We start from the raw sequence: 14,439 nt of genomic DNA, 5'->3' as shown, positions 1-14,439 counted from the left end.
TGTTCTCTCAAAACTAGATAACAATGTTCATGCTTCACATTAGAATATAGGTTAAGTCCTCGATCTATTAGTATCTGTCAGCTCCACGTGTCACCACGCTTCCACCTCAGACCTATCAACCTGATCATCTTTCAGGGATCTTACTTCCTTGCGGAATGGGAAATCTCATCTTGAGGGGGGCTTCATGCTTAGATGCTTTCAGCACTTATCCCGTCCGCACATAGCTACCCAGCGATGCCCTTGGCAGAACAACTGGTACACCAGCGGTGCGTCCATCCCGGTCCTCTCGTACTAAGGACAGCTCCTCTCAAATTTCCTGCGCCCGCGACGGATAGGGACCGAACTGTCTCACGACGTTCTGAACCCAGCTCGCGTACCGCTTTAATGGGCGAACAGCCCAACCCTTGGGACCGACTACAGCCCCAGGATGCGATGAGCCGACATCGAGGTGCCAAACCTCCCCGTCGATGTGGACTCTTGGGGGAGATAAGCCTGTTATCCCCGGGGTAGCTTTTATCCGTTGAGCGATGGCCCTTCCATGCGGAACCACCGGATCACTAAGCCCGACTTTCGTCCCTGCTCGACTTGTAGGTCTCGCAGTCAAGCTCCCTTGTGCCTTTACACTCTGCGAATGATTTCCAACCATTCTGAGGGAACCTTTGGGCGCCTCCGTTACATTTTAGGAGGCGACCGCCCCAGTCAAACTGCCCACCTGACACTGTCTCCCTGCCCGATAAGGGCAGCGGGTTAGAAGGTCAATACAGCCAGGGTAGTATCCCACCGATGCCTCCACCGAAGCTAGCGCTCCGGTTTCCAAGGCTCCTACCTATCCTGTACAAGCTGTACCAACATTCAATATCAGGCTGCAGTAAAGCTCCACGGGGTCTTTCCGTCCTGTCGCGGGTAACCTGCATCTTCACAGGTACTATAATTTCACCGAGTCTCTCGTTGAGACAGTGCCCAGATCGTTGCGCCTTTCGTGCGGGTCGGAACTTACCCGACAAGGAATTTCGCTACCTTAGGACCGTTATAGTTACGGCCGCCGTTTACTGGGGCTTCAATTCGCACCTTCGCTTACGCTAAGCGCTCCTCTTAACCTTCCAGCACCGGGCAGGCGTCAGCCCCTATACTTCGCCTTACGGCTTCGCAGAGACCTGTGTTTTTGCTAAACAGTCGCCTGGGCCTATTCACTGCGGCTTCTCGGGGCTTTAACACCCTAAGAAGCACCCCTTCTCCCGAAGTTACGGGGTCATTTTGCCGAGTTCCTTAACGAGAGTTCTCTCGATCACCTTAGGATTCTCTCCTCGCCTACCTGTGTCGGTTTGCGGTACGGGCACCTCTCACCTCGCTAGAGGCTTTTCTTGGCAGTGTGGAATCAGGAACTTCGCTACTAAATTTCGCTCGCCATCACAGCTCAGCCTTCACGGGAAACGGATTTGCCTATTTCCCAGCCTAACTGCTTGGACGCGGATATCCAATACCGCGCTTACCCTATCCTCCTGCGTCCCCCCATTGCTCAAATGGTGAGGAGGTGGTACAGGAATATCAACCTGTTGTCCATCGCCTACGCCTTTCGGCCTCGGCTTAGGTCCCGACTAACCCTGAGCGGACGAGCCTTCCTCAGGAAACCTTAGGCATTCGGTGGACGGGATTCTCACCCGTCTTTCGCTACTCATACCGGCATTCTCACTTCTAAGCGCTCCACCAGTCCTTCCGGTCTGGCTTCACAGCCCTTAGAACGCTCTCCTACCACTGTTCGTAAGAACAGTCCGCAGCTTCGGTGATACGTTTAGCCCCGGTACATTTTCGGCGCAGAGTCACTCGACCAGTGAGCTATTACGCACTCTTTAAATGGTGGCTGCTTCTAAGCCAACATCCTGGTTGTCTAAGCAACTCCACATCCTTTTCCACTTAACGTATACTTTGGGACCTTAGCTGGCGGTCTGGGCTGTTTCCCTTTCGACTACGGATCTTATCACTCGCAGTCTGACTCCCAAGGATAAGTCATCGGCATTCGGAGTTTGACTGAATTCGGTAACCCGGTAGGGGCCCCTAGTCCAATCAGTGCTCTACCTCCGAGACTCTTACCTTGAGGCTAGCCCTAAAGCTATTTCGGAGAGAACCAGCTATCTCCAGGTTCGATTGGCATTTCACCCCTACCCACACCTCATCCCCGCACTTTTCAACGTGCGTGGGTTCGGGCCTCCATTCAGTGTTACCTGAACTTCACCCTGGACATGGGTAGATCACCTGGTTTCGGGTCTACGACCACGTACTCATGCGCCCTATTCAGACTCGCTTTCGCTGCGGCTCCGCATCTTCTGCTTAACCTTGCACGGGATCGTAACTCGCCGGTTCATTCTACAAAAGGCACGCCATCACCCGTTAACGGGCTCTGACTACTTGTAGGCACACGGTTTCAGGATCTATTTCACTCCCCTTCCGGGGTGCTTTTCACCTTTCCCTCACGGTACTGGTTCACTATCGGTCACTAGGGAGTATTTAGCCTTGGGAGATGGTCCTCCCGGATTCCGACGGAATTTCACGTGTTCCGCCGTACTCAGGATCCACTCTGGAGAGAATGACATTTCAGTTACAGGGCTGTTACCTTCTTTGGCGGGCCTTTCCAGACCTCTTCGCTTATATCATTCCTTTGTAACTCCGTATAGAGTGTCCTACAACCCCAAGAGGCAAGCCTCTTGGTTTGGGCTGTTCCCGTTTCGCTCGCCGCTACTCAGGGAATCGCATTTGCTTTCTCTTCCTCCGGGTACTTAGATGTTTCAGTTCCCCGGGTATGCCTTCTCATACTCTATGTATTCAAGTATGGATACTACTCCATTACGAGCAGTGGGTTTCCCCATTCGGAAATCTCCGGATCAAAGCTTGCTTACAGCTCCCCGAAGCATATCGGTGTTCGTCCCGTCCTTCATCGGCTCCTAGTGCCAAGGCATCCACCGTGCGCCCTTTCTAACTTAACCATTTCTTACTTTAGAAAGAATCACTATGTGTGATGAACTTTGCATTGCATTCAATGTGAATGTATTACTTATTGTTATCTAGTTTTCAAAGAACACGTTGGTGGAGCCTAGCGGGATCGAACCGCTGACCTCCTGCGTGCAAGGCAGGCGCTCTCCCAGCTGAGCTAAGGCCCCGATTTAATAGAAGATGGTGGGCCTGAGTGGACTCGAACCACCGACCTCACGCTTATCAGGCGTGCGCTCTAACCAGCTGAGCTACAGGCCCATCTTTCATATCGAAGATATGATGTTGTAGGATCTTTTGCAAGTTCCTTCAAAACTAAACAAGACGAAAACGCACGCTGCTCCATATATCCTTAGAAAGGAGGTGATCCAGCCGCACCTTCCGATACGGCTACCTTGTTACGACTTCACCCCAATCATCTGCCCCACCTTCGGCGGCTGGCTCCATAAAGGTTACCTCACCGACTTCGGGTGTTGCAAACTCTCGTGGTGTGACGGGCGGTGTGTACAAGGCCCGGGAACGTATTCACCGCGGCATGCTGATCCGCGATTACTAGCGATTCCAGCTTCACGCAGTCGAGTTGCAGACTGCGATCCGAACTGAGAACAGATTTATGGGATTGGCTAAACCTTGCGGTCTTGCAGCCCTTTGTTCTGTCCATTGTAGCACGTGTGTAGCCCAGGTCATAAGGGGCATGATGATTTGACGTCATCCCCACCTTCCTCCGGTTTGTCACCGGCAGTCACCTTAGAGTGCCCAACTGAATGCTGGCAACTAAGATCAAGGGTTGCGCTCGTTGCGGGACTTAACCCAACATCTCACGACACGAGCTGACGACAACCATGCACCACCTGTCACTCTGTCCCCGAAGGGAAAGCCCTATCTCTAGGGTTGTCAGAGGATGTCAAGACCTGGTAAGGTTCTTCGCGTTGCTTCGAATTAAACCACATGCTCCACCGCTTGTGCGGGCCCCCGTCAATTCCTTTGAGTTTCAGTCTTGCGACCGTACTCCCCAGGCGGAGTGCTTAATGCGTTAGCTGCAGCACTAAGGGGCGGAAACCCCCTAACACTTAGCACTCATCGTTTACGGCGTGGACTACCAGGGTATCTAATCCTGTTCGCTCCCCACGCTTTCGCTCCTCAGCGTCAGTTACAGACCAGAGAGTCGCCTTCGCCACTGGTGTTCCTCCACATCTCTACGCATTTCACCGCTACACGTGGAATTCCACTCTCCTCTTCTGCACTCAAGTTTCCCAGTTTCCAATGACCCTCCCCGGTTGAGCCGGGGGCTTTCACATCAGACTTAAGAAACCGCCTGCGAGCCCTTTACGCCCAATAATTCCGGACAACGCTTGCCACCTACGTATTACCGCGGCTGCTGGCACGTAGTTAGCCGTGGCTTTCTGGTTAGGTACCGTCAAGGTGCGAGCAGTTACTCTCGCACTTGTTCTTCCCTAACAACAGAGCTTTACGATCCGAAAACCTTCATCACTCACGCGGCGTTGCTCCGTCAGACTTTCGTCCATTGCGGAAGATTCCCTACTGCTGCCTCCCGTAGGAGTCTGGGCCGTGTCTCAGTCCCAGTGTGGCCGATCACCCTCTCAGGTCGGCTACGCATCGTCGCCTTGGTGAGCCATTACCCCACCAACTAGCTAATGCGCCGCGGGTCCATCTGTAAGTGACAGCCGAAACCGTCTTTCATCCTTGAACCATGCGGTTCAAGGAACTATCCGGTATTAGCTCCGGTTTCCCGGAGTTATCCCAGTCTTACAGGCAGGTTACCCACGTGTTACTCACCCGTCCGCCGCTAACATCCGGGAGCAAGCTCCCTTCTGTCCGCTCGACTTGCATGTATTAGGCACGCCGCCAGCGTTCGTCCTGAGCCAGGATCAAACTCTCCGAGGTATGCAGGATGCATATCACACATGCGTTGCTACACGATGTAGCGAACTTAGCATGTGATCATTTCCTGCCTCGCCAGTTTGACTGACTACCTATGAAGTATCATAGGATTTTTTTATAAAAACTCGAATTAACAGGTACGTTTTGTCTTGTTTAGTTTTCAAAGAACTTGTGTGTCACTCTCTCAAAGCGACCACTTAAATATATCATATATCTCTATCAACAGTCAACATTTTTCTTGAAAAACATTTTATTTTTTTAAGAAGTTTCCACTGTAAAAGAGATAAAAAATAGAGCCTCTTTTTGCTCCTTTGAAAGATTAACACATATCTATGAAAAAAGCATTATAAATTTCAAAAAAACTCATGTTTTTTTAGAAAAAAATAAAGCCGGTTCTTCACCGGCTTTATTTTTACTCAGATTGCTCTTGATCTGACTCTATAGTTTCTACGTTTTCTTCACTATTCTCTTCATCATCTTCTTGTGATTGTTCAACTAATGCCACTGTAGCGACATGTTCATCATCACCTAGACGAATCAGGCGGACACCTTGAGTGACTCGACCTGTTGTTGAAATATCTGAAACGGCCATACGAATGATCACGCCGCTTCCTGTAATAATCATCAAGTCCTCTTCAGCTTCAGCATTCGTCGCCTTCACCGCGACAAGCGGACCGTTGTTGTCAGTGATTTTACATGTTTTAAGACCTTTACCGCCCCGACTTTGAACACGGTATTCTTTTTCAGGTGTTAACTTACCATACCCTTTTTCGGTGACGATCAATACGTTTGCATCTGCCTCAAGGATTTCCATCCCAACGACGATGTCATCTTCAGAAAGCGTAATTCCTTTCACGCCAGCTGCCGTACGTCCCATTTCACGAACATCTGTCTCGTCGAAACGAATCAGCATACCTTTTTTCGTTCCAATGATGATTTGTTTTTCTCCATTGGTTAAACGGACAGCCATCAGTTCATCTTCGTCACGAAGACTTAATGCGATAAGTCCATTGTTTCGAATGTTGGCAAACTGAGACAATGATGTTCGTTTTGATACACCGTGTCTTGTTGTAAAGAAGAGATACGAATCTTCATCAAATTCGCTTACTGGAATAATGGCATTAATCCACTCTCCCTTTTCTACTTCAAGCAGGTTAATAATCGGAATCCCTTTCGCTGTCCGTCCGAATTCAGGAATCTCATATCCCTTCGCACGATAAACCTTCCCTTTATTAGAGAAGAAGAGGATTGTATCATGGGTAGATGTTGAAATCAGCTGTTCTACGAAATCATCCTCATTGGTTCCCATCCCTTGAACACCTTTACCGCCTCTTTTTTGACTGCGGTATGTTGATGCAGGCAGACGCTTGATATAACCATTATGAGTCAGCGTAATCACGATGTTCTCAACAGGAATCAAATCTTCGTCTTCAATTGTTTCAATACCCGCTGTCACAATTTCAGTACGGCGCGTATCATTGAAACGTTCTTTGATTTCTGTTAATTCTTCTCTAATGATTTCAAGAACTTTCTCATTGTCTGCTAAAATGGCTTTCAACTCAGCAATCAAATCAACAAGTCCTTTGTATTCTTCTTCTATCTTTTCTCTTTCCAAACCAGTTAAGCGCTGAAGACGCATATCAAGAATGGCCTGTGCTTGTTTTTCGGACAAGCTATAGTTCTCCATTAAGCCATTTCTCGCGATTTCAGCAGTTTGAGAGCTTCTAATTAATGCAATGACTTCATCTAAGTGGTCAAGGGCAATTCTTAAACCTTCTAGAATATGAGCTCTTGCTTCGGCTTTACGAAGTTCATATGCTGTTCTTCTGCGAATAATCACTTTTTGATGCTCTAAATAATATTCAAGACATTGTTTGAGGGACAAGACTTTCGGCTGTCCATCAACTAGTGCCAATAAATTGATCCCAAATGACGTTTGAAGTGTCGTTTGTTTATAAAGATTGTTTAATAGAACGTGGGCGTTCGCGTCTCTTCGCAGTTCAATCACGATCCGCATTCCATTACGATCAGACTCGTCACGGAGATCTGTAATGCCATCGATCTTTTTATCGCGCACAAGATCAGCGATTTTTTCGATCAAACGTGCTTTATTGACCTGATATGGAATTTCATTAATGACAATCCGCTGCTTACCGCTGGATGTTTCTTCGATGATAGACTTTGCACGTAATGTAATAGAACCTCGGCCTGTTTCATATGCTTTGCGGATTCCGCTTCGGCCAATGATTTGTCCCGCAGTTGGGAAGTCTGGTCCTGGAATGATCTCCATTAGTTCCTGTGTAGTCATTTCTGGGTTTTGACTTATCGCCAGTACCCCATCAATCACTTCACCTAGCTGGTGAGGCGGAATGTTTGTTGCCATCCCTACAGCGATACCTGTTGCCCCGTTGACTAATAAGTTCGGGAAACGAGCAGGCATGACGATTGGTTCTCTTTCACTGCCATCGTAGTTATCTTGATAATCAATCGTATCCTTAGTGATATCACGCAGGATTTCCATTGAAATTTTAGATAGACGCGCCTCAGTATAACGCATTGCCGCTGCACCGTCTCCATCGACAGAACCAAAGTTCCCGTGGCCTTCAACCAGCATATTTCGATAGTTGAAGTCTTGCGCCATACGAACCATCGCTTCGTATACAGCGCTGTCACCGTGAGGGTGGTACTTACCGATAACTTCCCCAACGATACGTGCAGACTTCTTAAATGGTTTATCACTTGTCATACCTAGGTCATTCATCGCATACAAAATTCTTCGATGCACGGGCTTCAAGCCATCTCGCACATCTGGTAATGCACGCGAAACAATAACACTCATTGCATAATCTAAAAAGGACGTACGCATTTCTTGACTAATATTTACTTCGCGTACATTTGGTGTATGTTGTTCACTCACTATAAGAACCTCCCTTTACGTATCACATGAAATAAATTATGTGGGAGTAAAATATGTATTTATCTTCACAAGACTATTCTCCATTATATCAATAATCTCGGCTTTATACACATTTATTTACTAGAAAATCAACGAAAACACGGAAAACCAGGACATTCGTTACACGCCCCTATTTCTTGAAAAACAACCTTATTCCAAACAAGAAATAAGGTTGTTCTCAGAAAGGATCTATCTAAATATCAAGGTTTTTCACGTATTGCGCATTTTCTTCGATAAAGTTTCGTCTCGGTTCTACTTTATCTCCCATCAGCATTTCAAATGTCTCATCAGCATCGATCGCATCCTCAAGTGTGACTTGAAGAAGTGTTCTCGCATCAGGGTCCATTGTTGTTTCCCAAAGCTGAGCAGCATTCATTTCTCCAAGACCTTTATAACGCTGAAGTCCAGGCTTTGGTGTTTGAGGAAGTGATTTTAACAGCTCATCCAGCTGTTTATCGTTATACACGTACTCCACACGTTTTCCTTGCTGCACTTTATATAAAGGCGGCTGCGCAATATACACATAACCGTTTTCAATGATTTCACGCATGTAGCGATAGAAGAATGTTAAGAGCAGCGTTCGAATGTGTGCTCCATCCACATCGGCATCTGTCATGATCACAATTTTGTGATAGCGTGCTTTCTCTAAAGTAAAGTCTTCTCCGATTCCAGTTCCTAACGCTGTAATCATTGAACGAACCTCGTTGTTCGATAAAATTTTATCTAAACGAGCTTTTTCTACGTTTAGGATCTTCCCTCTTAACGGTAAGATCGCTTGGAAGTGGCGATCACGGCCTTGTTTAGCAGATCCGCCCGCAGAATCTCCCTCTACAATATAGAGTTCAGAGATGGAAGGATCTTTAGAAGAACAGTCCGCTAGTTTCCCAGGTAAGCTGGAGACTTCCAGTGCACTTTTACGTCTTGTCAGCTCACGAGCCTTTTTGGCAGCCATTCTTGCACGAGCCGCCATCAGTCCTTTTTCCACAATTTTTTTCGCAGAATCAGGATTTTCAAGCAAGAATTTCTCAAGTGCTTCAGAGAAAAGGGAGTCTGTGATGGTTCTCGCTTCTGAGTTCCCAAGCTTTGTCTTCGTTTGTCCTTCGAATTGAGGGTCTGGATGTTTGATGGAGATAATGGCTGTTAAGCCTTCTCGCACATCTTCACCACTTAAATTCGCATCCCCATCCTTGAATACGCCATTTTTACGAGCATAGTCATTGATGACACGCGTTAGACCGGTTTTAAAACCAGCTTCGTGTGTTCCGCCTTCATACGTGTTGATATTGTTGGCGAAGGAATAGATATTGCTTGTATAGGAATCGTTATATTGTAATGCTACTTCAACCGTGATTCCGTCTTTCTCACCTTCGATGTACACAGGCTCTTCATGAACGACTTCTTTTGAGCGGTTTAAATGTTCTACATAGCTCTTAATACCGCCTTCGTAGCAGTATTCATTTCTCCGCTCTTTGCCTTCACGCAAGTCTTCTATGATGATGTTTACACCTTTTGTTAAGAAGGCTAACTCACGAACACGGTTAGCAAGTGTATCGTAATCAAATTCAATGGTTTCCGTGAAAATTTCTGGATCTGGCACAAAGTGAGTGGTTGTCCCGGTTACATCTGTTTCACCAATAACCTCTAAATCTCCCACTGGAACGCCGCGTTTGAACTGCTGATAATGGATTTTCCCGTCACGGTATACAGTCACGTCTAAGGTAGTAGATAATGCATTTACAACAGATGCCCCTACACCATGCAGACCGCCTGATACTTTATAACCGCTGCCGTCAAATTTACCGCCAGCGTGAAGAACAGTCATAATGACCTCTACGGCAGGACGCCCCATTTTCTCATGAATTCCAACAGGAATCCCGCGGCCATTATCTTTTACTGTAATGCTGTTATCTTTTTCAATTTGCACTGTAATGTCTGTACAATAACCAGCTAATGCCTCATCAATACTGTTGTCGACAATTTCCCATACAAGATGGTGAAGCCCTTTTGCATTGGTTGACCCAATGTACATTCCTGGACGTTTTCTAACAGCTTCTAGTCCTTCAAGCACCTGTATCTGATTTTCATCATAACTATTATGTTGCTGTTCCATTGCCACGTACATTCACCTACACTTTTCTTAAACGATATATTTATATGAATTGAGTTTTTAGACTTCAATTTCAACCACAAACGAAGCACGTTTTTTGAGCGTGCTTGAGGAAAGAGGAGAGTAATAAACAGATTCAGTTGTGACGACAATGGATTTGGGTGTCCCTTGTGATAACGAAATGATATGTTTCTCCTGTTTTTGTAGAAATTCTTCTACAACAGAAGACGACCTCATTTTGTAATCAACAATTGCGACAATCTCTCGTGTAGAAACAACACAATCATCACCTAAATGAATATACAAGACTCACACCTCATTTATCAGTCAATTACTTTTCCACTGGCTACTCTGAAAATTTCCGCTTCTTTCAGGGTGGCGTGATCGATGCCTTCAACACTTGTTGTGGTGACGAAGGTCTGTACACGTCCCTGAATGGTATGGAGCAAATGAGACTGTCTGTAATCATCAAGTTCAGATAACACATCATCAAGTAGAAGAATGGGATATTCTCCGATTTCTTCATGTATCAGATCAATTTCTGCCAGCTTTAGTGAAAGAGCTGTTGTTCTTTGCTGCCCTTGAGAGCCATATGTCTGAACATCCCGACCATTCACAAAGAAAAGCAGGTCATCTCTGTGAGGCCCCCACAGTGTCACCCCTCGGTCGATTTCTCTCTCTCTTAGTTTCTGAAACGATTCTTCATAGCTATTCTTTATTTTCGACAAGTCTGACACTTCTGATACCTCTATTGCCGTCTGGTATTGGAGCGTAAGTGTTTCTAGCTCTCTAGAAATCCCAAAATGCAGCGGCTGCGCCCATTTTTCGAGCTGTTTCGTAAAAGTCAGTCGTCTTTTGACCACTTTCGCTGCCGCATCAATCAACTGCTCTGTTAAAATCTCCAGCATCGCTTGATCCGTTTGCTTTCTTGTCTGCAATTGTTTCAAGTAATGATTCCGCTGAGAGAGGATTTTTTGATAGAGCGATAAATCATGCAAGTAGACAGCAGAAACTTGTCCAATCTCCATGTCGAGGAATCTTCTGCGGATTTGCGGGCTGCCCTTCACAAGACTTAAGTCCTCTGGCGCAAACATAATGGTGTTTAACGCACCAACATAATGACTGAGCTTCTGTTGTTCAATGTGATTGACCTTGCCCTTTTTCCCTTTTTTTGAGATCACGAGCTGCATTGGGAGTGGACCATTTTTTTTAATGACTCTACCTTCTATTTTAGCATAGTCTTGGTCCCATCGGATAAGTTCTTTATCATTTGACGTACGATGAGACTTTGCCATCGACAATACATAGATCGCTTCCATCAAGTTCGTTTTACCTTGGGCATTCTCACCGATCATGACATTCACCTTATTGTCGAATTGAAGCTCGGTGTGTTCATAGTTTCGGTATGAAGTTAACGCCAGACTTTGAATGTACATGTATTGTCACCCGTTTCTAATTCACAACTTGAAATGTGCCGTAACCTTCAATCTCGACAACATCTCCTGGGTATAGTTTGCGTCCCCGTCTATTATCTGGCTCTTGATTAATGAACACCTCATGTTCACTTAAAAACCATTTCGCCATTCCGCCAGATTGGATGACTTCGGCTAATTTCAAAAACTGCCCTAATGTAATCATTTCTGTTTCAATGGTTATAAGATTAGGCATTGTATCGACCTCTTTCAATATCACTAATATCTAATTGTACTAAAAAACAAGACAAGAAGGAAAGGGGGAAAGCGAACTGGGATGAAAGAAAGCATGGAAAACGAGAAGAAAAGCTGCTGTGCACTCACACAGCAGCCATTTTAGATTGAATTAATACGTTCTTACCGGAAGAATCAATTGCAAGATAGAATCATCATTCGGCGTACGCAGCAGGAACGGTCTCATTGCACCAGTGAAGCTTACATGAATATCTGTTCCCTCTAATACTTTTAACGCATCCAGCATATATTTTGGACTGAAGGAGATTTTAAGATCTTCCCCTTTAATGTCATCTGCTTGAACCGTCTCCACCACTTTACCGATCTCAGGCGAGTTAGAAGAGATTTCAAGGCTTTGTTCAGGATCAGCTGACAGTTTCACGACATTATTACGTCCTTCTCTTGCCAAAAGTGATGCACGATCAATGGCTTGAAGGAACTCTTTCGTGTTGACCACGACATCCGTTTTACTTTCTTGCGGGATCAGACGGGCCGTATCTGGATAATTTCCATCCAGCAACCTTGAGAAGAACAGTACGTTTTGTGCTTTAAAAAGAACTTGGGTTTCTGTAATGACGATGCTCACAAGATCTTGTCCATCATCAAGAATTTTACTTAGCTCAGTTAAACTCTTCCCTGGAATCACGACATTATACGAACTTTCCTCGTTAATATCTAACTTCGCTTTTCTTAAAGCAAGACGGTGGCTATCCGTTGCTGTGCATATTAATTCACCTTTTTCAACCTTCCAGTTTACACCTGTCAAGATAGGTCGTGTTTCTGAGGTGGACACTGCAAAAACAGTTTGACGAATCAAGTTTTTAAGCAGATCTGTCGGAATTTGAAATGCATGATGCTCTTCAATTTGTGGAAGATGCGGATATTCTTCAGCATCTAAGCCGTTTAAGTTAAATTCCGCTGAACCAGAGCGGATGATAGTCAGGTGATTTTGTTCTACTTCAATTTCGACAGTAGACATAGGCAGTTTCTTTACAATTTCACTAAAAAAGCGGGCTTGAAGCACAATACTTCCCGGACGATCAATGGTGATAACCTCTAAATCTCCATCTCTTTGAGGAATGAAAGATTCAATTGAGATATCAGAATCGCTTCCTGTTAGAGAAACCCCTTCATCAGACGCAACAATTTTAATCCCTGTCAAAATAGGAATCGTTGTTCTAGAGGATACGGCCTTTAATACATCTTGGACACTTTGGACAAGACGATCTTTTTGAATCGTGAATTTCATAGTGGTCCTCCTAAATTTTCTTAATGACATGTATATATATTTTATTAATAAAAATCGTAGAAGTAATAGTAGGGCTTGTGAATATGTGGATAAGTCGAGAAAAAGAAAGGAAAGACAGCCTATCCACATGTGGACAGACTGTGTATGACTATGCTCTAGTTATTCACATTTTCCCGTACTCATTATATCAGCTTGATTATTTTAATTGTTCTTTGATCTCTTTGACATGCTGCTGAAGCTGTTCATCTTCAACAATTAATTTCGAAATCTTCTCATGAGCATGAATGACAGTCGTATGATCACGACCGCCAAATTCTTCTCCGATTTTAGGCAGAGAGGAATCGGTCATTTCTCTAGAGAGGTACATGGCAATTTGTCTTGGATAAGCAACTGACTTTGTACGTTTCTTTGCTTTGAAATCCTCTAATCGAATATTAAATTGCTGCCCTACAATTCTTTGAATATCTTTAATTGTAATGACCTTAGGCTTTGACGAAGGAATGATGTCCTTTAGCGCCTCAGCTGCTAGATCTGCATTAATGTCTTTATTAATTAAAGATGAGTAAGCAACGACACGAATCAAAGCACCCTCCAGCTCACGAATGTTGCTGTCGATTTGATTGGCAATGTACAGCATGACTTCATTTGGAATGTCTAAGCCTTCTGCTTTTGCTTTTTTTCGCAGTATCGCGATACGCGTTTCTAGATCTGGCGGGGTAATGTCTGTAATTAAGCCCCATTCAAATCGAGAGCGTAATCTGTCTTCAAGTGTCGGAATTTCCTTCGGAGGCCGGTCACTAGAAATGACGATTTGCTTACTTTCTTCGTGAAGTGTGTTGAATGTATGGAAAAACTCTTCTTGTGTTTGTTCTTTTCCTGCTAAAAATTGAATATCATCTATCAAAAGCACATCTACATTCCGATAGCGGTTACGGAAGTCGACAGCTTTGTTATCTCGGATTGAGTTGATAAATTCATTAGTAAATTTTTCAGATGATAGATAGACCACTTTGGCTGATGGATTATGGTCGATCACGTAATGACCAATCGCATGCATCAAGTGAGTCTTTCCTAAACCAACGCCCCCATAAATAAAAAGCGGGTTATATGCTTTTGCTGGTGCTTCCGCGACTGCAAGTGAAGCGGCATGAGCAAAACGGTTGCCTGAACCAATAACAAAAGTATCAAATGTATATTTTGGATTCAGCATATTTTGTGGAATGTCAACGGGCTCTTCTTTAGACATTTTTTTGATAGGAGACTTTGGCATGGCTTCCTCTTCATCCTGATTTTGAGGAATAATAAATTTAATGCTGAGCTCTTCACCTGTTAGTTCATAGATGGTATCAGCAATTAAGTGAAGATATCTTGACTCTAGCCAATCTCTAGCAAATTCATTAGGTGCCGTAATTGTAAGCGTATCTCCCTGAAGAGAATGGGCTTTTGTCGATTTCATCCATGTCTCAAAACTGGGTTTGCTCAATTTTGTCTCTATTTTTTGAAGTGCTTTATTCCACAGATCCAAAATATTTTCCAT

At 44.8% G+C, this 14,439-nt stretch carries 7 protein-coding genes, 2 tRNA genes and 2 rRNA genes; all 11 read right to left on the bottom strand.

Annotated elements, in window-relative coordinates; genetic code table 11:
• Positions 1-47 precede the first annotated feature (47 nt).
• Positions 48-2,978 (bottom strand): 23S ribosomal RNA (locus MHI08_RS00055).
• 98 nt (positions 2,979-3,076) lie between these two features.
• Positions 3,077-3,152 (bottom strand) — tRNA-Ala (locus tag MHI08_RS00050).
• Between the two features lie 14 nt (positions 3,153-3,166).
• Positions 3,167-3,243: transfer RNA gene (locus MHI08_RS00045), tRNA-Ile, on the bottom strand.
• Positions 3,244-3,338: 95 nt separating this feature from the next.
• Positions 3,339-4,887, bottom strand: a 16S ribosomal RNA gene (locus MHI08_RS00040).
• The 16S and 23S rRNA genes sit together here with 2 tRNA genes alongside, the layout of an rRNA operon.
• Positions 4,888-5,296: 409 nt before the next feature.
• Positions 5,297-7,801 (bottom strand): DNA gyrase subunit A, encoded by a 2,505-nt coding sequence (gyrA, locus tag MHI08_RS00035; RefSeq protein WP_024427653.1) that lies wholly within the window; start codon positions 7,799-7,801, stop codon positions 5,297-5,299.
• 232 nt (positions 7,802-8,033) lie between these two features.
• On the bottom strand, positions 8,034-9,950 hold the full coding sequence (gyrB, locus tag MHI08_RS00030) for a DNA topoisomerase (ATP-hydrolyzing) subunit B (protein ID WP_024424077.1): 1,917 nt from the start codon (positions 9,948-9,950) through the stop codon (positions 8,034-8,036).
• 57 nt (positions 9,951-10,007) lie between these two features.
• Positions 10,008-10,253, bottom strand: coding sequence for an extracellular matrix/biofilm biosynthesis regulator RemA family protein (locus MHI08_RS00025; protein ID WP_056766786.1), 246 nt, complete (start codon positions 10,251-10,253; stop codon positions 10,008-10,010).
• Positions 10,254-10,270: 17 nt separating this feature from the next.
• Positions 10,271-11,383, bottom strand: coding sequence for a DNA replication/repair protein RecF (gene recF, locus MHI08_RS00020; protein WP_163114518.1), 1,113 nt, complete (start codon positions 11,381-11,383; stop codon positions 10,271-10,273).
• Between the two features lie 16 nt (positions 11,384-11,399).
• Positions 11,400-11,615: a S4 domain-containing protein YaaA gene (yaaA, locus tag MHI08_RS00015; RefSeq protein ID WP_008360916.1), complete on the bottom strand. Its 216-nt coding sequence runs from the start codon at positions 11,613-11,615 to the stop codon at positions 11,400-11,402.
• Positions 11,616-11,765: 150 nt separating this feature from the next.
• Positions 11,766-12,902 carry a DNA polymerase III subunit beta gene (dnaN, locus tag MHI08_RS00010; RefSeq protein WP_024424074.1) on the bottom strand — a complete coding sequence of 379 codons (1,137 nt, stop codon included), beginning with the start codon at positions 12,900-12,902 and terminating at the stop codon, positions 11,766-11,768.
• 196 nt (positions 12,903-13,098) lie between these two features.
• Positions 13,099-14,439: a chromosomal replication initiator protein DnaA gene (dnaA, locus tag MHI08_RS00005; RefSeq protein WP_024424073.1), complete on the bottom strand. Its 1,341-nt coding sequence runs from the start codon at positions 14,437-14,439 to the stop codon at positions 13,099-13,101.

Origin of the sequence: Bacillus sp. FSL M7-0791 (assembly GCF_038627085.1) — a bacterium.
Classification (GTDB): domain Bacteria; phylum Bacillota; class Bacilli; order Bacillales; family Bacillaceae; genus Bacillus; species Bacillus safensis.
This window is presented reverse-complemented; position numbering and strand designations above follow the sequence as displayed.